The organism is Streptomyces sp. WM6386 (genome assembly GCF_000972385.1).
Lineage (GTDB): Bacteria > Actinomycetota > Actinomycetes > Streptomycetales > Streptomycetaceae > Streptomyces.
This window is the reverse complement of sequence record NZ_JXTE01000066.1, coordinates 24,328-45,990: the sequence shown is the minus strand read 5'-3', so window position 1 is coordinate 45,990 and position 21,663 is coordinate 24,328. Positions and strand designations below refer to the sequence as shown.

Genomic DNA, 21,663 nt, shown 5'->3' with positions numbered 1-21,663 from the left:
GGGCCGCGGGGGCCTCCTCCTCCGCGACCTCGCCGCCGAAGTTCTTCAGCAGTGCGTCGAGGCCGCCGTCGAAGCCCTGTCCGACCGCGGCGAACCGCCAGACGTCCTTCAGGTAGAAGTCGCCCAGCATCACGGCCCGCTCGGTGGAGAACTCCGAGCCGTTGAAGGAGTAGCGGGCCACTTCCTCGCCGCCGGCCACGATCCGGAGGTATCCGGGGGCGACCTGCGACATCTGGCCGGCGCCGTCGATCGTCGCCGTGAAGGACAGCTTCTGGATCTGCGCCGGGATCCGGTCGAGGGTGACCCGGAAGGACTCCGAGTCACCCGCCTGGGCGCCCAGAAGCTGGATGGACTCCTCAGGGGACTTCGGCTGGTTGAAGAAGACGAAGTACCGGTCGTCCGAGAGCCGTTCGTCGGCGTCGAGGCCGAAGCAGCTGATGTCGAAGCTCAGTCCGGGGCCGGTGATCTGCACACCTACGTACAGATCCGTGCCCGCGGTGAGGTCACTGACCTTGGCCTTGTGGCCGCGTTGGAATTCCCTGGCCATGCGTAACGACCGTCCCCCATCCAAGTGCGAGTGCGTCGCGTCAGGCTAACGGCAAACTCGGACAGTGGACGAAGTCGGTACAGACCCGGTACACAATCCCCGGCCGGGGACGTCGGTCACTCTCCGCGCGCGCCGGGCAAATGGGGCAACCGCTCGGCCGCGACCACACCTTCGAGGTAGCCCCGGGCCCGCTCGGTGCGCGGATACGCCTCCAGGAGCTGCCAGAAGCGGGGCCCGTGCCCGGGCACGAGCAGATGCGCGAGCTCATGGACGAGGACGTAGTCGACGACGTATTCGGGCATGCCCTGCAGCCGGTGCGAGAGGCGGATGCTGCTCTCGGAGGGGGTGCACGAGCCCCAGCGGGTGTTCTGGTTGGTGACCCAGCGCACCGAAGCGGGCCGGGCTCGCCCGTCGAAGTACTGGGCCGACAGCCGCTCGGCGCGCTCGGCCAGTTCGGTGTCGCCGAGTACCCGCTTGCTCTCCTGGGCGGCCAGCTTGTCGAGCATGACGCTCACCCAGCGTTGCTCCTCCGCCTCGGACATCCGGGCAGGGATCAGCACGACGGTGCGGTCGCCCTCGCGGTACGCGGAGACCGTCCGGCGTCGTCGGGCGCTCCTTCGCACCTCGATCGCGCTCGCGCCCGAGCCGCTGGGCGGCTGGCTCGACGTGCGTCGCTGTGGTGTTCCGGCGCGGTGCAGTGGGTCGGCGGACACGCCCCGACGTTACCCGCTGTGAGTGCTGGAAGTCCCGACTCCGGGACGGTTCGGTCCGGATCCCCCACCATGCGTTTGATTTGTACGACGAATACCCACCGCCTGTGGACAACTTTCGGCGGCGCATCACCGATCCGGGCATGCTGGCATTCGCCGTCGGAGCCACAACCGATCACCGAGGGGTCTCCGGGCGGCGGACGGGGATGTTCCACTAGGGCTACGGGGGCCTGTCATGCAGTCTTCACAAGATCCATCGGTTACGGCGATCCCGCTGGTTCCGCTGGTGAAGCCCGCGCTGCGGCGCGGCTGGCGCGACCTGAACACCGTGCAGTTCGGGATGACTCCGGCGCACGCGATGACGCTGGGTCCGATGGACACGGCTACGGGCAGTTTCCTCGACCTGCTCAACGGCACCCGCGGTCCGGGGCTGCTGCGCGAGGAGGGGCGGCGCATGGATCTGCCCGACGGCCATGTCGACCGGCTCCTGGAGCGGCTGGCGCGGGCCGGGCTGCTCGACGACGCGCGGGGCGGCGGCCAGGCCGGTGACACCCTGCGAAGGAAGAAGCGGGTCCTCGACCGGCTCCGCCCCGATCTGGCCTCGCTGTCCCTGACGACGTCCGAACCGGGCGAGGGGGTCGAGCTGCTGGCCGCCCGTCGCTCGCTGCGCGTACAGGTCAGGGGCGCGGGCCGGGTGGGCGCGGTGCTGGCCTCGCTGCTGGCGGGCGCCGGGGTCGGCGAGGTCGATGTGCGCGACGTCGGCGAGGTCGAGCCGTGGGACGTCGCGCCGGGCGGGCTGCCCGCCGAGGCGATCGGCGAGCGCAGGGACGAGGCCGCCCGGCGCGCGGCACGCCGGTGCGCGCCGGACCGCTCGCCACGCCGGCCGTCCTCCGGGGACGGCGAGCCCGGGTTCTCCCTGGTGATCCTCGCCCCGAGGGACGACGTCGCGGTGCACGCCCCGCCACCCGCCGACCCCCTCGTCGACTCCGGTACGCCCCATCTGTACGCCGGTGTCGTGGAGGCGACCGGTGTCGTCGGCCCTCTCGTCCTGCCCGGGGTGACGAGTTGCGCGGGCTGTCTGCACGAGGGGCGTGCCGACCGGGACCCGGTGTGGCCCCGGCTGGTCGCACAGTGGCGGTCGGGTTCGGGGCGGTCACGCCAGGTGCGCCCGTGCGACCTGGCGCTGGCCACTACGGTGGCGGGGCTGGCGGCCGCACACGCCCTTTCCTTCCTCGACGGTCGGACCCCGTCGAGTGCCGGCGCCCGCTGGGAGGTCTCCCTCCCCGCCCTGAACTGGCATGCTCGGCCGGTCTGGGCACATCCCGCGTGCCGGTGCGGAGCCGCGGAGAAAGGTAAGGAGGAACACACCGTCAAGGACGGGGAGTCGCACGAGACAATGACCGAGCAAGGGCCGTCGAAGGAATTGCGCCGTGAGGCGGATGCGGCACGGCCTGCTGGGACCTGGAGGGCGCATGTCTGATCTTCCCCGCAAGGCGGTCACCCGTACCGCCAAGCTCGCCGCGCTCCCGCTCGGCTTCGCAGGCCGGGCAACCTGGGGGCTCGGCAAGAGAATCGTCGGGGAGTCCGCGGAGATCGTCGGCCGTGAGCTGCAACAGCGCACGGCGGAGCAGCTGTTCAAGGTGCTCGGCGAGCTCAAGGGCGGTGCGATGAAGTTCGGCCAGGCCCTGTCCGTCTTCGAGTCGGCACTGCCCGAGGAGGTCGCCGGTCCCTATCGGGCCGCGCTGACCAAGCTCCAGGAGGCGGCGCCGCCGATGCCGACGCGCACGGTGCACCGGGTGCTGGAGGAGCGGCTCGGGGAGGACTGGCAGGAACTGTTCGTGGAGTTCGAGGACAAGCCCTCCGCCGCGGCGTCGATCGGTCAGGTGCACCATGCGGTGTGGCACGACGGCCGCGAGGTGGCGGTCAAGGTGCAGTACCCGGGAGCCGGCGACGCCCTCCTGTCCGACCTGAACCAATTGAGCCGTTTCGCCCGACTTTTGGGCCCGCTGATCCCCGGCATGGACATCAAGCCGCTCATCGCGGAACTGAGGGACCGGGTCTCCGAGGAACTGGACTACGGCCTGGAGGCCCAGGCCCAGCAGGCCCATGCCGACGAGTTCGCGGACGACCCGGACGTCGTGGTGCCGGCGGTGGTCCACCAGTGCGACCAGATCCTGATCACCGAGTGGATGGGCGGCGTCCCCCTGTCGGAGGTCATCTCGGACGGCACCCGGGAACAGCGCGACCGCGCCGGCCAACTGCTGGCCCGCTTCCTCTTCTCCGGCCCGGCCCGCACCGGCCTGCTCCACGCCGACCCGCACCCCGGCAACTTCCGCCTCCTGCCCGGCGGCCCCGACGGCGAGGACGACTGGCGCCTGGGCGTCCTGGACTTCGGCACGGTCGACCGTCTCCCGGGCGGCCTGCCCACCCCCATCGGGGACTCCCTGCGCATGACCCTCGACGGCGAGGCGGAGGCCGTCTACGAACTGCTGCGTCTGGAGGGCTTCGTCAAGGAGTCCATAGAACTGGACCCCGACGCCGTCCTCGACTACCTCCGGCCGATCATCGAACCGGCCCTGCTCGACGAGTTCACCTTCACCCGCGGCTGGATGCGCAGCCAGGCGGCCCGCATCGCCGACATCCGCTCCCCCGCCTACCAGCTGGGCAAGCAGCTCAACCTCCCCCCGGCATACCTCCTCATACACCGCGTGACACTGAGCACGATCGGCGTCCTGTGCCAGCTGGGCGCGACGGTACGGCTGCGGGAGGAGCTGGAGGAGTGGCTGCCGGGGTTCGTGCCGGAAGAGGAGACGGAGGAGACGGCGGCGGAGGCGTGAGCCACTGGTGAACCGGGGCGGCGGCAAGCCGGCGGCAAGGCCCTACCACCAAGCCGAGTCCAAGCGCCCCTCGATCGCCCTGAGGTTGTCCCTCGAGCAGGTGTCACAGAAGTACTGACGGACGCCGTTCTCCACGGAGCAGATCCAGGTGGACCGCGGACCGTCGGCGGTCGTGCCGCAGCGCGCGCACACGAGAGGCTGGGGCTCCGTGGCGGAGCCGCTGTCTTCACTGCCCCCGGGAAGACTCGTCACGCGGCGACGATATCGCCGCGGTCGGCGGATCGGCGGGCACAACGCACCGCGGGGGCCGGTCCGTTCGCACGGACCGGCCCCCGCGGGGAGCTTTCGCCTCCCGGAGCCCGGAAGGCCACCTCTTCAGGTGGTTTCGCTTACTGCATGACCGCGATGGCCAGCGCACGGCGGGCGCGCATGGACGCGCGCTCGGCCCGGCGCTGCATGCGGCGCGCGGCCGCCAGGCTCACGGCCCGGCGTTCCTGCTGCGCCTGGTGCAGGCGCTCGTGCATATGCGCACGAGCCAGGGCTTCTGGTTGGAGTTGCATCTCTCGGGTCCTGTTCTGGCGCAAGTCGCTCGCGCCGACGGTGGTGAAGTCTGGAATCGCGGAGCCCGCGGGCTCGGTGGTGGACGGCTTCATCGGGGCCTGCTTCTTGGGGTCGAGCGTGAGGGGGCGGTCGATCGTTCCTGCGATGGTGTTCATGCCATGACCGGGTTCTTGCGCGGGCGACCACGCGGCCGCTTCCGGGCGACGACGACACCCTGGACGAACAGCTCGCCACCCCAGACGCCCCAGGGCTCACGCCGCTCCTTGGCGCCGGCGAGGCAGGCCTCCATCAGCGGGCAGGTGCGGCAGAGGGACTTGGCGTACTCGACGTCGGCCGGCGACTCGGCGAAGAAGACCTCCGGGTCGTACGAACGGCAGGGGACGGGTACGCCGAGGCTCTCGATGGCGTCGTCGAGCGCGGTGAGCGCGGTGAGCGGGATCAAGGTGGAGTCCTCCGTGAGGCCGGGCGGGGGGATCGTTTCGGAAGGCGGTACGGACGGGGCGTGCGCTTCGAGTTGCACGGTTCGTCTTCCTCGTCTGGTCGGTCCGGCCCTGTTGGACCGGTGGTCGGCTTGGTACCGGGTTCTTTTCTTGTCCCGAGGCCCCTTCGCTCCGTCATCCCCGTTCGAGGACAAACAGAAGGGCCGCGGATCCCGGATGGGGTTCCGCGGCCCTGAAGGCGCCGGCCTGATCAATCAGGCTGGATCACTCCAGGGTTCTGGCCCACGGAAGGCCCACATCAGGTGGTGCTGCGTCGCCTGCTTCCGGCTTCCGGCACCGGCTGCCGTAAAGGCATAGGCATGCGCCTGTCCCTCTACTGCTTCCAGTGCCTTCGTCGGTCGCTCATTGCGCTCACGAACGGGAAGACCGGCGCGAGACACGGAGGCTGCCGGGCCGGCGACACGAATGCCGGACAGACCGGTGCCCTGGTTCGAGACAGCGAGCATGCACAGGGAGGCGACGACCGAGCGATCGGTCATTTTCGCGGTGAAGCTGGCGTTGATGCTGGTCACTGGACTCGCCTCCTCTCGGCGTCTCGGGAGACCGGGGTGAACCGGTCCTGCGGGTATGTAAGTAGAGCACGGAATCGGGGCCTCCGAGAAGGCCTCCGTCCCCGTGGCTAAGAACCTATGGGGATTGCCGGGGCATGCGCAAACTATTTTTTCGACGAGTTCGGATCAGTTCCCCGCTTCTTCCGGCCCGGGCTCCTGGCCTGCGCAGATCGCCAGCACATCGGTTCCGAAACGGTTGAACTTGCGGACGCCGACCCCGGGGATCCGCGCCAGCTCGCCCTCGTCGTCGGGGACGGCCTCGGCAATCGCCATCAGTGTCTTGTCGGTGAAGACGCAGAACGCGGGCTGTCCGCTGCGCCGCGCCTGCTCCGCCCGCCACTCGCGCAACCGCTCGTAGAGGCCCTCGTCCATGTCGGAGGGACAGTCCTCGCACCGCATCAGCTTCATCTCGCCGGCGTCGGTGAGAGTGCGGCCGCAGACCCGGCAGCGGGCCGGGGTGCGCTGGGTCCGCCGCGGCACGGCACCGGCCGTACCGCTCGTGTAACCGCGCTCCACGCCGCCGGAGCCACCGGTGGCGGCGCGTGCAGCGGCACCGGTCGAGCCGGGGCGCAGCCCGTCGAGGAAGCGGCTGGGGCGGCGATTGGGGCGTCCGCCGGGCGAGCGGGACAGGGCCCAGGAGACATGGAGGTGCTCTCGTGCGCGCGTGACGCCGACGTAGAGGAGGCGACGCTCCTCCTCGATCTGCTCGTCGGTCTTTGCGTAGGTGATCGGCATCATGCCCTCGGCCACCCCGACCAGGAAGACGACGTCCCACTCCAGGCCCTTGGCCGAGTGCAGGGAGGCGAGGGTGACGCCCTGGACGGTCGGGGCGTGCTGGGCGCCCGCTCGCTCGTCCAGTTCCGCGACGAGGTCGGCGAGGGTGGCGCCGGTTCTGGCCGCCGCGAAGTCCTGCGCCAGGTTCACCAGGGCGGCCAGCGACTCCCAGCGCTCTCTGACCGCGCCGGATCCTGCCGGGGGCGCAGTGGTCCAGCCCTCTCCGGAGAGCACGGCACGCACCTGGGAGGGCAGGTCGGGGGCGTCGTCCAGGAGGGCGTCGTTGCCGCCGAAGCGGGAGGCGGCGCGCAGCGCGATGCCGGCCTTGCGCACCTCAGGTCGGTCGAAGAACCGTTCGGCGCCGCGCAGCTGATAGGGGACGCCCGCGTCGGCGAGAGCCTGTTCGTACGTCTCGGACTGCGCGTTCGTACGGAACAGGACGGCGATCTCGGCGGCCGGGACACCGGCGGCCATCAGTTCGCGGATGCGGCGGGCGGCGCCCTCGGCCTCGGCGGGCTCGTCGGTGTACTCGGTGTAGACGGGCTCGGGGCCGGGGGCGCGCTGCGAGACCAGCTCCAGGCGGTGATCGGCGGCGCGGCCGTTCGCCTGGGCGAGCAGGCCGTTGGCGAGATGGACCACCTGGGGGGTGGAGCGGTAGTCGCGGACCAGCTTGACGACGGTGGCACCGGGGTGGCGGGTGCGGAAGTCGAGAAGGTGGTCGGGAGTTGCTCCCGTGAACGAGTAGATCGTCTGGCTGGCGTCGCCGACCACGCAGAGGCTGTCCCGGTCGCCGAGCCACAGCTCCAGCAGGCGCTGCTGGAGGGGGCTGACGTCCTGGTACTCGTCGACGACGAAGTGCTGGTACTGGGCGCGGACCTGGTCGGCGATGTCGTGCCGGTCCTGGAGGACGGCCACCGTCAGCAGCAGGACGTCCTCGAAGTCGATGACGGCGCGCTCGCGCTTGAGGTCCTCGTAGGCGGCGTAGAGCTGGGCGACCTCGGCGGGGTTGCGGGGGACGACCCGGCCCGCCTTCGCGGCCGCGAGGGCGTAGTCGCCGGGGACGGTCTGGGTGACCTTGGACCACTCGATCTCGGCGGTGACGTCCCGCAGCTCGCCCCGGTCGAGGCGGATACGGCAGGCGGCGGCCGCGTCGACGACGAGCTGGATCTTCCGGTCGACGAGCCGGGGCATGGAACCGCCGACCGCTTTCGGCCAGAAGTACTGGAGCTGGCGCAGGGCGGCCGAGTGGAAGGTGCGGGCCTGGACCCCGGCGGCACCGAGCTGGCGGAGCCGGCCGCGCATCTCACCGGCGGCGCGGTTGGTGAAGGTGACGGCCAGCACGCTGGAGGGCTGCAAAATGCCGGCGCGCACTCCGTAGGCGATGCGGTGGGTGATCGCCCGTGTCTTGCCCGTACCGGCGCCCGCCAGCACACACACCGGCCCGTGCAGCGCCAAGGCCACTTCGCGCTGCTCGGGATCGAGCCCTTCGAGCACCGCGTCGGCCGAGTCCGGGACCTGCGGGAAAAGGGTGGAGTGCGTTGCTGCTGTCACACCGCCATGCTGCCAGGTCGGCGGGGACGGCTGTGCCGGTTGTCCACAGGCAGGGGCTCGCAGTCGTACTGATGCGGCAGGCGCCACCCGGCCGAGCACACGCGGTCGGGAATGGCTCCCGGGTCGCATACGTTCCCCTCAGTGGGCCACCCCGTCCCCGAGCCACCAGAGGAGCGCGCGAGACATGCAGGGCACTGTGACGATGTACAGCACCACGTGGTGCGGCTACTGCCAGCGGCTGAAGAAGCAGATGGACCGCGAGGGCATCGCGTACTCCGAGATCAACATCGAGCAGGACCCGGCGTCCGCGGCGTTCGTCGAGAAGGCGAATGGCGGAAACCAGACGGTTCCGACCGTGCTGTTCGCCGACGGTTCGACGCTGACGAACCCGTCGCTGGCCCAGGTGAAGCAGAAGATCGCCGCGTAGGCGACGGACGTACACGCGAGTGGGGCGGCTCCCGGACGGGAGCCGCCCCACTGCGTTGTCAGACGCTGCGCGTCGGCAGCGGCTTTCCGTACCAGAGCTCGATCAGGCGGGCCGCGATCGAGATGCCGTAGGGCGGCAGGACCTCGCCGGAGTCGAAGGCGGCGCCCAGGTCGTCACGGGAGAACCAGCGGGCCTCGCCGATCTCGTCCCCGTCGACGTTGATCTCGGTGGAGGTGGCGCGGGCCAGGAAGCCGAGCATGAGGCTGGACGGGAACGGCCAGGGCTGGCTCGCGATGTACTCGACCTGACCGACGGTGATGCCGGCCTCCTCGAAGACCTCGCGGCGCACGGCCTGCTCGATGGACTCGCCGGGCTCGACGAAGCCGGCCAGCGTCGAGAAGCGGCCCTCGGGCCAGTGGACCTGGCGGCCCAGCAGGATGCGGTCGTCCTCGTCGGTGACGGCCATGATCACGGCGGGGTCGGTGCGCGGGTAGTGCTCGGCGCCACAGGCCTGGCAGCGGCGGATGTGCCCGGCCGCGGCGATGACCGTACGCTCGCCGCAACGGGAGCAGAAGCGGTGGGTGCGCTGCCAGTTCTCCAGACCGACCGCGTGCACCATCAGGCCCGCTTCGCGCGGCGACAGCAGCAGGCCCGCCTCACGCAGACCCGCCGGGCGCGCGGACTGGTCGATGCGGCCGGGCAGGGCGTCCTTCTGGAGGGCGAAGTAACTGACGCCCTCCTCGTCGATGCCGAGGAAGTAGCGGTGTGCCTCGGTGAGCGGAGCCTCGAAGGCGGGCGTCATGAGAAGTTCGGTACGGCCGTCGGCCGTCTCGTCGACGAGGACCTGACCGCCGGACACCACGAAGCAGCGGGTCGTGGGGTGGCTCCACGCCGCCGCGAGCCAGGCCTCGTCGAGCCGGTGGTGGGCGGCCCGGTCGATGCCGCTGGGGGCGGTGAGCGAGATGGGTCGATCGGCGGTGTGGTCGGTCCAGGTGGTCACGGGTACTTCCAACTCCCCCGGTGGAACGGATTGTTTCGGCGGGCGGTGCGGCGGGACGTACGGCGGGAGGCGGCCGCGTCCGGTGATCGGCGGTACGGGACAGCTCTTCCAGTCTGCCCCGCGCCCCATGCCGATCCGGACGCCTCGGGATGATCAGGGCGCATGCCGCCAGTGCTCAGCGAGGTCTCCCCACAGGTACGCGGTGGTCTCGACGCCCTTGAGGAGCAGGTCGAGCTCGACCTTCTCGTTCGGCGCGTGCCAGCCGTCGGAGGGGACGGAGATACCGAGGAAGAGCACGGGGGCACCGAGAACTTCCTGGAGGTCGGCGGCCGGCCCGGAGCCGCCCTCGCGGGTGAAGCGGACGGGTTTGTCGAAGGCGCGGCCCATGGCGCGGACGACGGACTGCAGGGCCGGGTGGTCCAGCGGGGTCAGACACGGGCGCGTGGCCGCGCCGAACGTGATCTCGCAGCGGATCCCGGCGGGCACCTGCTCGGTCACCCACGCGCGGACGGCCTTCTCGATGTGATGGGGGTCCTGTCCGGCGACGAGGCGGAAGGACAGCTTCACCATCGCGGAGGACGGGATGATCGTCTTGCTGCCGGGGCCCTGGTAGCCGCCGCCGATGCCGTTGACCTCGGCGGTGGGCCGGGCCCAGACGCGCTCCAGGGTGGTGTGGCCGGCCTCGCCCCGAGTGGCGTACGACTTGGCCGTGCGCAGCCACTGCTGCTCGTCGAAGGGGAGCTCGGCGAAGAGTTCGCGCTCGCGGTCGGTCAGTTCGACGATGCCGTCGTAGAAGCCGGGGACGGCCACGCGTGCGTCCTCGTCGTGCAGGGCGGCGACCAGCCGGGCGGCGGCGGTCGCCGGGTTGGGCACGGCGCCGCCGAAGGAACCGGAGTGGATGTCCTGGTCGGGCCCGTGGAGCCGGATCTCGCACTCGGCGAGACCGCGCATGCCGGTGCAGACGGTCGGGGTGTCCTCGGCCCACATGCCGGTGTCGGAGACGATCACGGCGTCTGCGGCGAGCCGCTGCGCGCGCTCCTCGACAAGGGCGCGGAAGTGCGGCGAGCCGGACTCCTCCTCGCCCTCGATCAGCAGCTTGAGGTTCACGGCGGGCGTGCTGCGGCCGGTGGCGGCGAGGTGGGCACGGACGCCGAGTGTGTGGAAGAACACCTGGCCCTTGTCGTCGGCCGCCCCGCGCGCGTAGAGCCGGTTCTCGCGGACGACGGGTTCGAAGGGCTCGCTGTCCCAGCCGTCCTCCAGGGCGGCGGGCTGCACGTCATGGTGGCCGTAGACGAGGACCGTGGGCGCACCGGGGACGTCGGAGGGCCACTCCGCGAAGACGGCGGGGGCGCCGGGCGTCTCCCAGACCTCGGTGGTCGGGAAGCCGGTCTCCTGGAGTCTGGCGGCGAGCCAGTCGGCGCTGCGGCGTACGTCGGGCGCATGGTCGGGCTGGGCCGACACGGAGGGGATGCGCAGCCACTCGGCGAGGTCGCCGAGGAAGGCGGTGCGGTGCTGCTCGATGTACGTACGGACGGCGCTGACGGCACTGTCAACGGTGTGGCTCATGGTCACGAGCCTATCGGCCCGCACCGACATCCTCGGTGGGCGGTTCCTCACAGTTTGCTTGCGCGGAAGGGCCCTCCAGCAGCAGCCGCTCCAGCGCGCTCCGGTCCGCGAGGTCCTCCGGCCGGTCGATCTCACCGCTGCGGACGTACAGGAACGCGGCCGTGACCGACTCCAGGGGCACCCCCTGCTGCTCGGCCCAGGCGAGCCGGTACAGGGCGAGCTGGAGCGGGTCGGCGGTGCGGTCGCGGTTGGTCTTCCAGTCGACGATCTCGTACGTCGCCGTCTCGCCGTCGCCCTCCTTGTAGACCGCGTCGATACGGCCCCGCACCACGCGACCGGCGATGGCCAGCTGGAAGGGGGCCTCCACCCGGTGGGGCGTGCGGTGGGCGTACTCGGTGCGTTCGAAGGCGTCCTTGAGGGCTTCCAGGTCGCGTTCGTCGGCGATCTCGGCCTCGCCGCCGGGCAGCTCATCCGGCTCCAGCATGGGCAGCGTCAGCGCCTCGAAGCGGGCCTCCACCCATGCGTGGAAACGGGTGCCTCGGCGTGCGGCGGGTTGTGGGGGGCGCGGCATGGGGCGCGCGAGTTCCTGAGCGAAACCGTCCGGGTCGGCTGCCAGGCGCAGCAGCTGGGAAGCGGTGAGCGAGGCGGGCAGGGGCACGTCGGTGACGGCCTCCCGCGCGCGGAGGAGCTCGCCGGTGAGGGCGTCGAGGTCGCGGTCCCAGGAGGCGAGGGTGCGGGCTTCCTCCGGGGTGAGGCGGGGGCGGGCGGCCTCGCCGTCCGGATCGGGTTCCGCCGGGTGGGCACGCGCGTGCGCGGTCGGGCCGGTGTCGGGTGCCGTCGCCTGGTGCGGGACCGTCGGGCGGTCCGCCGTCCAGGTGTCCCAGTCGCCGGAGTCGTCGGATGCATCGAAATCGCCGGAGTCGTCGGGGAAGACCCCGTCCTCGTAGGGAGGCTCGTCGTCCTCCGGTGGCGGCCAGTCCGGGTCGCTGTACGTTTCCGGGTCGTGCTCGGCGGGGTGGCCGTCCACGTGGGTGGCGAGGCGCTCCAGGTGGGCCAGGACCGTCTCGGCGGCGGCGCGGCGGCGGGTCAGGGCCGTGTCGTCGAGGGGCAGGGGCCAGACCTGGTCGACGGTGGCCGCGTGGAGGGCCGGGTTCTCCTCGTCCTCGGTGGGCTCGTCCGCCCACGCCTCGATCTCGCCGTGGCCGGCCTCGCAGTGCTCGTACAGGGCCTGGAGGAAGTCGGACGGGCCGCGGGGCTTCTTCTGGGCGGGGCCCCACCAGTGGCCGGAGCCGAGGAGGAGGGAGCGGGGGCGGGTGAAGGTGACGTAGCCGAGGCGGAGTTCCTCGGTGTGCTGGTGCTCCTTCATGGCCTCCTGGAAGGCCTTCAGACCGCGGGAGTCCCACGCCTCCACGTCGGGCAGGGTGTCGGCGTCGCCGCGCAGGTCGTGCGGCAGGACCTTGCCCTGGGCGGTCCACTTCTCCCGGCCCTGGGTGCTGGGGAAGGTGCCGGTGACCAGGCCGGGCACGGCGACGACGTCCCACTCCAGGCCCTTGGACTTGTGCGCGGTGAGCACCTTGACCGTGTTCTCTCCGCCGGGCAGGGCGTTGTCGAGGCCCTTCTCGTACTGGGCGGCGGTGCGCAGGAAGCCGAGGAAGGCCAGCAGGGTCGCCTCGCCGTCTCCCGCGGCGAACGAGGCGGCGATGTCCAGGAAGTTGGACAGGGTCTCGCGGCGGCGGGCGGCCAGGGCGTGCGGGGACGCCGACAGTTCCACCTCCAGGCCGGTGACGGCGAGGACACGGTGCAGGACGTCCATGAGCGGGTCGGCCAGGGAGCGGCGCAGGTCGCGCAGTTCGGTGGCCAGGCGCGCGAACCGCACGCGCGCGTCCGGCGAGAAGGGCAGCCCGTCGTCGTCCCCGTCGCCGTCGAACGGTGTCTCCAGGAACGTGTCCAGGGCGTCCGCGAGCGATATCACCTCGGACGGGTCGACCCCCTCGACGGCCTCGGCGAGCCGACGGTCCGGGTCGTCGTCGCCGTCCACGCGTGCGTGGGACACGAGACGCCGGGCGCGGCGTCCCAGGAGGGCGAGGTCGCGCGGCCCGATGCGCCAGCGGGGGCCGGTCAGCAGACGGACCAGGGAGGCGTTGGCTCCGGGGTCCTGGAGGACCTCGCAGACGGCGACCAGGTCGGCGACCTCGGGCAGGTGCAGCAGGCCGGAGAGGCCGACCACCTCGACCGGGATGTCCCGGGCGACCAACGCGCCCTGGATCTCGGCGAAGTCGGTCGCCGTGCGGCACAGGACGGCGATCTCGCCGGGCGCCTTGCCCGTGTTCACCAGATGCGCGACCGAGTCGGCGATCCAGTCGATCTCCTCGGCGTGGGTGCGCAGCAGGGCGCAGCGCACCACGCCGTCGCGTTCGGCGCCGGGGGCCGGGCGGAGGGCCTCCACGCCCGCGTGCATGGCGCGCAGGGGCTCGGCGAGGCCGTTGGCGAGGTCGAGGAGGCGGCCGCCGCTGCGGCGGTTCTCGCTGAGCGACTGACGGGTGGCCAGGTGGCCGTCGGCGTGGGCGAAGTGCTCGGGGAAGTCGTCGAGGTTGGCGACGGAGGCGCCGCGCCAGCCGTAGATCGCCTGGCAGGGGTCGCCGACCGCGGTCACCGGGTGGCCGGTGCCGGCACCGAAGAGGCCCGCCAGGAGGACGCGCTGGGCGACGGACGTGTCCTGGTACTCGTCGAGCAGCACCACCCGGAACTCCTCGCGCAGGATGCGCCCCACCTCGGCGATCTGGGCGAGTTCGGCGGACAGGGCGATCTGGTCGCCGAAGTCGAGCAGGTCGCGCTCGCGCTTGGCCGCGCGGTAGCGGACCACCAGCTCGGCCAGTTCACGGCGCGCGGCGGCCGCCTCGGGGACCTTGCGCAGGTCGGCGTTGGTGAGTTTGGCGCTCTCGAGGGAGAGCAGCAGCCCGGCGTCGTAGGCGCGCAGCGCTTCCGGCCGTACGAGGTGTTCGGCGAGCTCGGCGTCGAGGGTGAGCAGGTCGCCGACCAGGTCCGGGAAGGAGCGGGTCAGGGCCGGGTACGGGCCCGGGGCTTCGCGCAGGACGCGAGCGGCGAGCTGGTAGCGGGTGGCGTCGGCGAGGAGCCGGGAGGTGGGCTCCAGTCCGATGCGCAGACCGTGATCGGTCAGCAGGCGGCCCGCGAAGGCGTGGTACGTCGAGATCACAGGCTCGCCGGGCGGGTGGTCCGGGTCGATGACGTCGGGGTCGGTGACGCCTGCCTTGATGAGCGCCTTGCGGACGCGTTCGGCGAGTTCGCCGGCGGCCTTGTTGGTGAAGGTGAGGCCGAGGACCTGCTCGGGGGCGACCTGGCCGGTGCCGACCAGCCAGACCACGCGGGCCGCCATCACCGTGGTCTTGCCCGACCCGGCGCCGGCCACGATCACCTGTGGTGCGGGCGGCGCGATGATGCAGGCCGTCTGCTCCGGGGTGAACGGGATACCGAGGAGCTCCTTGAGCTGATCGGGATCGGTGATGCGGGCGGCCATGTCGGAGAGGCTAGCGGCGCCCACTGACAGTCGAGGACGAATCGCCCTCCAGAGCGCATCCGGGCCGGAAGAAGTACAGGTCAGCACGGGTGGTGCAACCGATCACACCAGTACGGTCACTCGACCACGTGACGTCCTTCGGGGCGAGCGCTGCACGATGCCCGGAACGCGCAGTGCGTGCAGTGCTGCCCCGCGCTCGGCGTGAACCGCTCGTCGAGGACCTTGCCGGCGGCCGTGGCGAGCAGATCGCCGACCCACTCCCCTTCGAGTGGCTCTTGTGCCTGCACCTTGGGCAGCGTCTCGCCACCGTCCCGCTTGGCGGCGCCCTGACGCAGCTGGACGAGTTCCGCGCCGCCCGGCTCCGGACGTGCCCCGTCGAAGGCCTCGTCGACGGCACCCTCCCGCACGGCCAGCTGGTAGACGGCGAGCTGTGGGTGGTGCTCCACCTCCGCCTTGCTCACCGCCTGTTTGCCGGTCTTGAAGTCGACGACGTAGGCGCGCCCCTCGCCGTCAGCCTCGACGCGGTCCATCTGGCCCCGGATGCGGACCTCGTAGTCGCCCGCTCCGAGGGTGACGTCGAAGTCGTGCTCGCTGGCGACCGGTGTGCGTCCGGTGCGGTCCATGACGTGCCACTGCAGGAAGCGTTCGAGCGCCACGCGCGCGTTCTCCTTCTCCTGCGCCGACTTCCAGGGCGCGTCGAAGGCGAGCGCGTTCCACACGGAGTCGAGGCGCTCCATGAGGACGGCGAGATCGGCCGGGGTGTGTCCGGAGGCGACCTCGTCGGCGAGGACGTGCACGACGTTGCCGAAGCCCTGGGCGACCGTGGCGGGCGCGTCGGCCTTCACCTCGCGGCCCAGGAACCACTGCAGGGCGCAGGTGTTGGCGAGCTGGTCGAGGGCGCTGCCGGAGAGCACGACGGGCTGGTCGCGGTCGCGCAGCGGCACCTTGGACTCGGTCGGCTCGAACATGCCCCACCAGCGGTAGGGGTGGGCGGACGGGACGAGCGGACGGCCGTCCTCGTCGGCGAGCGCGGCGAGCCGGGCCAGCCTGCGGGCGGCTGCCTCCCTGAGGGTGTCCGAGACACGCGGGTCGACGGTGGTGGCACGGAGTTCGGCGACGAGCGCGGCGACGGACAGGGGGCGGCGCGGGCGGCCGGTGACGTCCTTGGGTTCGACGCCGAGTTCGGTGAGGAAGCGGGAGGGCTGGTCGCCGTCGTCCGCGGGTGCCTTGACCGCCGTGACGACCAGACGTTCACGCGCGCGTGTCGCGGCGACGTAGAACAGGCGGCGCTCCTCCGCCAGCAGCGCGCCCGGGGTGAGCGGTTCGGCGAGTCCGTCGCGGCCGATCCGGTCGGCCTCCAGCAGGGAGCCGCGGCGGCGCAGGTCGGGCCACAGGCCCTCCTGGACGCCCGCGACGACGACCAGGCGCCACTCCAGGCCCTTGGAACGGTGCGCGGTCATCAGGCGGACGGCGTCAGGACGTACGGCACGCCGTGTGAGGGTGTCGGCGGCGATGTCCTCGGCGTCGATCTCCTCCAGGAAGTTGAGGGCGCCCCGGCCGCCGGTGCGCTCCTCCGCGCGGGTCGCGGTCGCGAACAGCGCGCACACGGCGTCCAGGTCACGGTCGGCGTTGCGGCCGGCCGCGCCGCCGCGCCGGGCGGCACGCTCCAGGCGCGTGGGCCACGGTGTTCCCTCCCACAGGTCCCAGAGCGCCGCCTCGGCGCTGCCGCCGCCCGCGAGACGCTCACGGGCCTTGCGCAGCAGTGCGCCCAGCCGCTGGGCGCCACGCGCGTACGCGGGGTCGTGCACGGCCAGCCGCTCCGGCTCGGCCAGCGCCCGCGCGAGCAACTCGTCCGAGGGCGGCGGCAGCGGGTTGCCGCCCGCCCGTTCCTCGTCGCGCAGGGCCCGCCCGAGGCGGCGCAGGTCGGCGGCGTCCATGCCGGCGAGGGGGGAGGCGAGGAGGGTGAGGGCGGTCTCGGTGTCGAGCCAGCAGGGGGCCGGCTCTTCCATGGGTGCCTCTTCGGCAGGTCCCTCTTCAGCGGGGTGCTCCTCCTCGGGCACCTCCTCGGCAGGGGTCTCGCCCGGAGGAGCCTCCTCGTCGGGGCGCGCCGAGGCCTCCGCCGTGGCCACCGCTCGCAGCGCCGTCAGCAGCGGCGCCACCGCCGGTTCGTGCCGCAGTGGCAGATCGTCGCCGTCGATGTCGAGGGGCACCCCGGCCGATGTCAGGGCCCGACGGACCGTCGGGATGGTGCGTGACCCCGCGCGCACCAGTACGGCCATCTCGCCCCACGGGACGCCGTCCTCCAGATGTGCCCGGCGCAGGATGTCGGCGATGTTGTCCAGCTCCGTGCCGGGCGTCGGGTACGTGAAGACCTCGACGCGGCCGCCGTCCCGGACCGGGGCGAGCTCGCGGTGGGCGCGTACCTTCTCCGCCGGGAGCCGGGTCAGCGGCATCCGCTGGGTCAGCAGCCGGGTCGCGCTCAGCAGGGCGTCGCCCGAGCGGCGGGAGGTGCGCAGGACCTCGACGGGCGCCGGGCGGCCGTCCGCGCGCGGGAAGGCCCGCGGGAAGTCCAGGATGCCGTTCACATCGGCGCCCCGGAACGCGTAGATCGACTGGTCGGGGTCGCCGAAGGCGATGAGGTTACGGCCGCCGCCGGCGAGGGCGTGCAGCACCCGTACCTGGGCCGGGTCCGTGTCCTGGTACTCGTCCACGAACACGGCGTCGTACTGGGTGGCGAGCCGCCCGGCGACCTCGGGGCGGTGGGCGAGGAGCACCGCGCGGTGGACCAGCTCTGCGTAGTCGAGCACACCCTGCAGGTCGAGGACGTCGAGGTACTCGGCGAGGAAGGCGGCCGCGGCCCGCCAGTCGGGGCGGCCGATGCTGCTGGCGAAGGCGTCCAGGGCGCCCGGGCCCAGGCCCAGTTCGCGGCTGCGGGCGAGCACCGCGCGGACCTCGTCGGCGAAGCCGCGGGTGGTCAGGCAGGCACGCAGCTCGTCCGGCCAGCGCACATGCGCGAGGCCGAGTCGCTCCAGGTCGGGCTGGCCGGCGAGCAGTCCGCGTACGGCGACGTCCTGCTCGGGGCCGGACAGCAGCCTGAGCGGCTCCACGAACAGGTCGCTGTCCTGGTGGGCGCGGACCAGGGCGTAGCAGAACGAGTGGAAGGTGGTCGCCCGGGGCGCGCGGGCGGCCCCTATGCGCAGGGCCATGCGGTCGCGCAGTTCGACGGCGGCCTTGCGGCTGAACGTCAGCACCAGCACGCGCGCGGGGTCACCGCCCCGGGCGATCCTTGCCGCCACGGACTCCACGAGCGTGGTGGTCTTGCCGGTGCCCGGACCTGCGAGGACGAGCAGCGGACCGGCCCTGTGCTCAACCACGGAGCGCTGCGCGGCGTCCAGACGAGGGGGATCCACGCGGGTCGGCGGGGTACGCACCAGTCGGTAAGCGCCACGGCTCCCCTGCCGCACCTGAGGGTGCGACAGGCGCCTGGTGAAGGAAGAGGAGCTCACGTGGTTCGCCGGTCCTGGTGGGTGTGCTGGTCGGGCGTCCGCCGTACGTGCAGGGCGGTGATCGCGGGATGAGGGGGACGCGTGCAGTCGACGCTACGCCGACGGAGAGATGGGAAGCAGGTCTTCCGCTTCTTCCCGTACGACACTCACGGCGCTCGCGACACCTGTGTCCCTCGCCCCACGAACGTACGGCATGCCACGGACGTGCCCGCTTTCGCCCGTTTCCCCCGTACGGATCACAGGCCGCCCCTGGACCCGTCCGATGGCGGAAGCTGTCAGGTGTGACCCTCCGCGCGTTCGCCGCCGTCCCATCGCGCCCGTTTCATGTCGAGGCGCGGCAGGTGGCCCTCGGCGGCCCTGCTCGCCGTCTTCAGCGGGGTGCCCTCCGCGCGGTAGTGGTCGAGCGCCCGCAGCTCGTGGCCCGGGAGCAGCACGCCGTCCGAGCGGACGACCCGCCACCACGGGACGCCTCCCCCGTAGAGGGCCATCGCCCGGCCGACCTGGCGCGGGCCCCCCTCCTCCAGCCACTCGGCCACGTCGCCGTACGTCATGACGCGCCCGGGCGGGATGAGTTCCGCCACTTCCAGGACGCGCTCGGCGTACTCCGGCAGGGCGTCGCGCGGATGGCTCTCGTCGCTCATCCGCCCCATCCTGCCCCACCCCACCGACAATGTGACGCGCTGACCACCGTGCGTATCCCTCGCCCCGGGGCGGCGCTTCGGGCAGACTGTGCGCCCCCGCGTTTGCACCCTGATGCCCCTGTGTGTCGGTGGGGCATGCCACCATCGTGCGGGCGGTGACCGGTGATACGAGATCAAGAAGAGACGATGAAGCAACAGGGCGTGCACCCGGAGGGCGCGGAGAGCACCTCTGACGCTTCGTCGCGCCCTGGCACCAGTGAGGAAGACGCGACGGTCGAGTTCGAGGACGAGACGCACAGCGACGAGGTCGAGGGCGACGAACCCCTCCTCCCCGCGCGCGTGCACCGTCCGTCGGACCTCATGCGGCTCCTCGTCGGCGTGCTGGCCGTGGTGATCCTGCTGGCGATCGCCGCGTTCGCGCACGGCACCACCTCCGGTCTCGAACAGGACATCAACAAGGGCACGGGACAGGCGCCCGACCTGCTCATCAAGATCGCCGGCCTGGCCTCCAGCATCGCGATCCTGCTGGTGCCGGTCGCCTTCGCGATCGAGCGGCTGATCAAGCGCGACGGGCTGCGCATCGCGGACGGCGTGCTCGCGGCGGTCCTGGCGCACGGAGTGACCCTCGCCACCGACCTGTGGGTCGCCAAGGCCGCCCCCGACTCGATCCAGGAGGCGCTCACCCAGCCCTCCCCCGGTGACATCCACGCCCTCACCGACCCGGTGCACGGCTATCTCGCGCCGGTCATCGCGTACATGACGGCCGTCGGCATGTCCCGCCGGCCGCGCTGGCGCGCGGTGCTGTGGATCGTACTGATGCTCGACGCCTTCTCGATGCTCGTGACGGGCTACACCACACCGTTCTCGATCATCCTGACGGTGCTGATCGGCTGGACCGTGGCCTACGGCACGCTGTACGCGGTCGGCTCGCCCAACGTCCAGCCCACCGGGCGGACGCTGATGGCGGGCCTTCGGCACGTCGGCTTCCATCCGGTGAGCGCGGCTCGCGAGGAGGTCGCGGAGACACCGGAGACCGGCGACCGCGGCCGACGCTACTTCGTCACCCTGGAGGACGGTCCGCCGCTGGACGTGACGGTGGTCGACCGGGAGCAGCAGGCGCAGGGCTTCTTCTACCGCGCGTGGCGCAATCTGACCCTGCGCGGCTTCGCCACCCGCAGCAGCCTCCCGTCGCTGCGCCAGGCCCTGGAGCAGGAGGCCCTGCTCGCCTACGCGGCCATCGCGGCCGGCGCCAACGCCCCCAAGCTCATCGCGACCTCCGAACTCGGCCCCGACGCCGTGATGCTCGTCTACGAGCACACCGGCGGCCGCACCCTCGACTCGCTGCCGGACGAGGACATCACCGACGACCTGCTCCGGGACACCTGGCACCAGGTGCGGGCCCTGCAGTCCCGGCGCATCGCCCACCGGCGCCTCGTGGGCGACGCGATTCTGGTGGATCGTTCCGGCACGGTGATCCTCACCGATCTGCGCGTCGGCGAGATCGCGGCCGGCGACCTGCTGCTGCGCATGGACATCTCCCAGCTGCTGGTGACACTCGGCCTGCGGGTGGGCGCCGAGCGCGCAGTGGCCGCGGCGGTGAGCGTGCTCGGCCCCGACGCCGTGGCCGACTGTCTGCCGATGCTCCAGCCCATCGCGCTCAGCCGCTCCACGCGCGCGACGCTGCGCGCACTGGCCCGGGAGCGCGCCCAGCGCGAGCGCGACGCGATCCTGGAAGCCTCCCGGCAGGCCAAGCAGGCCAAGCTCGAGGAAGCGCACGCGGACGCCAGGCCCACGCTCGAGAAGCCCGACAAGAAGGCCGTACGCGCGGAGGCGCGGGCCGAGAAGCGGGCCATCGACGAGGCGCTGGACGAGGCCCGCGAGGAGGACCTGCTCACTCAGATCCGCCACGCGGTACTGCTGATCAGGCCGCAGGCGCCGGTCGAACCGGCCCGCCTGGAGCGGGTGCGGCCGCGCACCCTGATCAGCTTCATCGCCGGTGCCATCGGCGCGTACTTCCTGCTGACGCAGCTCACCCACATCGAGTTCGGCCCGCTCATCCAGAACGCCGAGTGGGGCTGGGTCGCCGCCGCCGTGCTGTTCTCGGCGGCGAGCTACTTCGCGGCGGCGATGTCGCTGCTGGGGTTCGTGCCCGAGCGGGTGCCGTTCATGCGGACCGTGGGGGCGCAGGTCGCCGGGTCGTTCGTGAAGATCGTCGCGCCGGCCGCGGTGGGCGGTGTCGCCCTCAACACGCGTTTCCTGCAACGCCAGGGGGTGCGGCCCGGGCTCGCGGTGGCCAGTGTCGGCGCCTCGCAGCTGTTCGGGCTCGGCTGCCACATCCTGATGCTGCTGTCCTTCGGCTATCTGACCGGCACCGAGAAGACACCGTCACTGTCGCCGTCCCGAACGGTCATCGCGGGTCTGCTGACGGTGGCGGTGCTCGTGCTCGTCGTCACCTCCGTGCCGTTCCTGCGGAAGTTCGTCGTCACGCGCGTGCGCTCGCTCTTCGCCGGCGTCATCCCGCGCATGCTCGACGTGCTCCAGAGGCCGCAGAAGCTCCTCACCGGCATCGGCGGCATGCTCCTGCTGACCGCCTGCTTCGTGATGTGCCTGGACGCCTCGATCCGGGCCTTCGGCACCGAGGGCTCCTCGATCAGCATCGCCAGCGTCGCCGTCGTCTTCCTCGCCGGCAACGCACTCGGCTCGGCGGCCCCGACGCCGGGCGGTGTGGGCGCGGTCGAGGCGACCCTGACCGTCGGCCTCATCGCCGTGGGCCTCGAGAGTGAGGTCGCCGCCCCGGCCGTGCTGCTGTTCCGGCTGCTGACCCTGTGGATTCCGGTGCTGCCGGGCTGGCTGGCCTTCAACCACCTGTCCCGCAAGGGCGCGCTGTAGGCACGCGCGTACGCGGTACGTCAGCCACGCACGCGTGCCTCGTACGACCGGCACGCGCGCGTACCTCG

16 protein-coding genes are annotated in these 21,663 nt (G+C 72.0%); 4 read left to right on the top strand and 12 right to left on the bottom strand.

The annotated features are described in order from the left end of the window. Both TN53_RS31915 and TN53_RS31910 read right to left on the bottom strand, forming a co-directional pair. On the bottom strand, nt 1-547 hold a 547-nt coding region (locus tag TN53_RS31915), incomplete at its 3' end, for a TerD family protein (protein ID WP_046262225.1). Nucleotides 548-663: 116 nt separating this feature from the next. Beyond that, on the bottom strand, nt 664-1,260 hold the full coding sequence (locus TN53_RS31910; RefSeq protein WP_046262224.1) for a M48 family metallopeptidase: 597 nt from the start codon (nt 1,258-1,260) through the stop codon (nt 664-666). A 232-nt stretch (nt 1,261-1,492) separates the two neighbouring features. Here TN53_RS31910 and TN53_RS31905 point away from each other — a divergent pair, with 232 nt between their 5' ends. Beyond that, the gene (locus TN53_RS31905) at nt 1,493-2,737 is read left to right on the top strand and encodes a TOMM precursor leader peptide-binding protein (RefSeq protein WP_420719145.1); all 1,245 of its coding nucleotides are present in this window, start codon (nt 1,493-1,495) and stop codon (nt 2,735-2,737) included. Further along, complete coding sequence (locus TN53_RS31900; protein WP_046262223.1) at nt 2,730-4,094, top strand: ABC1 kinase family protein; 1,365 nt, start codon at nt 2,730-2,732, stop codon at nt 4,092-4,094. Before TN53_RS31905 ends, TN53_RS31900 begins: the two co-directional genes overlap by 8 nt. Before the next feature lie 42 nt (nt 4,095-4,136). On the opposite strand, the gene TN53_RS48555 is transcribed toward TN53_RS31900, so the two are convergent. The 5 genes from TN53_RS48555 to TN53_RS31885 all read right to left on the bottom strand — a co-directional run bounded on the left by TN53_RS48555 (nt 4,137) and on the right by TN53_RS31885 (nt 8,160). Beyond that, complete coding sequence (locus TN53_RS48555; RefSeq protein WP_159038222.1) at nt 4,137-4,346, bottom strand: hypothetical protein; 210 nt, start codon at nt 4,344-4,346, stop codon at nt 4,137-4,139. A 137-nt stretch (nt 4,347-4,483) separates the two neighbouring features. Continuing rightward, nucleotides 4,484-4,810, bottom strand: a complete 327-nt coding sequence (locus tag TN53_RS31895) for a hypothetical protein (protein WP_046262222.1) — start codon at nt 4,808-4,810, stop codon at nt 4,484-4,486. Then, a complete protein-coding gene (locus TN53_RS31890) occupies nt 4,807-5,175 on the bottom strand; it encodes a WhiB family transcriptional regulator (protein ID WP_046262221.1) in 369 nt (122 codons plus the stop codon). Before TN53_RS31890 ends, TN53_RS31895 begins: the two co-directional genes overlap by 4 nt. 174 nt (nt 5,176-5,349) lie before the next feature. Beyond that, on the bottom strand, nt 5,350-5,634 hold the full coding sequence (locus TN53_RS45775; protein ID WP_095046840.1) for a hypothetical protein: 285 nt from the start codon (nt 5,632-5,634) through the stop codon (nt 5,350-5,352). 198 nt (nt 5,635-5,832) lie between these two features. Beyond that, on the bottom strand, nt 5,833-8,160 hold the full coding sequence (locus tag TN53_RS31885; RefSeq protein ID WP_095046839.1) for an ATP-dependent DNA helicase UvrD2: 2,328 nt from the start codon (nt 8,158-8,160) through the stop codon (nt 5,833-5,835). A 55-nt stretch (nt 8,161-8,215) separates the two neighbouring features. Here TN53_RS31885 and TN53_RS31880 point away from each other — a divergent pair, with 55 nt between their 5' ends. Then, nucleotides 8,216-8,458, top strand: a complete 243-nt coding sequence (locus tag TN53_RS31880; protein WP_046262219.1) for a mycoredoxin — start codon at nt 8,216-8,218, stop codon at nt 8,456-8,458. Between the two features lie 58 nt (nt 8,459-8,516). Here the strand turns inward: TN53_RS31880 and nudC are convergent, their stop codons facing one another. From nudC to TN53_RS31855, 5 genes are all read right to left on the bottom strand, one after another. After that, nucleotides 8,517-9,458 carry an NAD(+) diphosphatase gene (gene nudC, locus TN53_RS31875; RefSeq protein WP_046262218.1) on the bottom strand — a complete coding sequence of 314 codons (942 nt, stop codon included), beginning with the start codon at nt 9,456-9,458 and terminating at the stop codon, nt 8,517-8,519. Between the two features lie 153 nt (nt 9,459-9,611). Beyond that, on the bottom strand, nt 9,612-11,024 hold the full coding sequence (locus tag TN53_RS31870; RefSeq protein ID WP_046262230.1) for a dipeptidase: 1,413 nt from the start codon (nt 11,022-11,024) through the stop codon (nt 9,612-9,614). A gap of 10 nt (nt 11,025-11,034) precedes the next feature. Next, a complete protein-coding gene (locus TN53_RS31865) occupies nt 11,035-14,559 on the bottom strand; it encodes an ATP-dependent DNA helicase (protein WP_046262217.1) in 3,525 nt (1,174 codons plus the stop codon). Between the two features lie 116 nt (nt 14,560-14,675). Continuing rightward, on the bottom strand, nt 14,676-18,065 hold the full coding sequence (locus TN53_RS31860; RefSeq protein WP_095046838.1) for an ATP-dependent helicase: 3,390 nt from the start codon (nt 18,063-18,065) through the stop codon (nt 14,676-14,678). Between the two features lie 275 nt (nt 18,066-18,340). Beyond that, on the bottom strand, nt 18,341-18,715 hold the full coding sequence (locus TN53_RS31855; protein WP_420719144.1) for an MGMT family protein: 375 nt from the start codon (nt 18,713-18,715) through the stop codon (nt 18,341-18,343). A 177-nt stretch (nt 18,716-18,892) separates the two neighbouring features. Between TN53_RS31855 and TN53_RS31850 the strand changes: the two genes are divergently transcribed. Further along, on the top strand, nt 18,893-21,595 hold the full coding sequence (locus tag TN53_RS31850; RefSeq protein ID WP_046262215.1) for a lysylphosphatidylglycerol synthase domain-containing protein: 2,703 nt from the start codon (nt 18,893-18,895) through the stop codon (nt 21,593-21,595). The last annotated feature ends 68 nt before the right edge of the window (nt 21,596-21,663 follow it).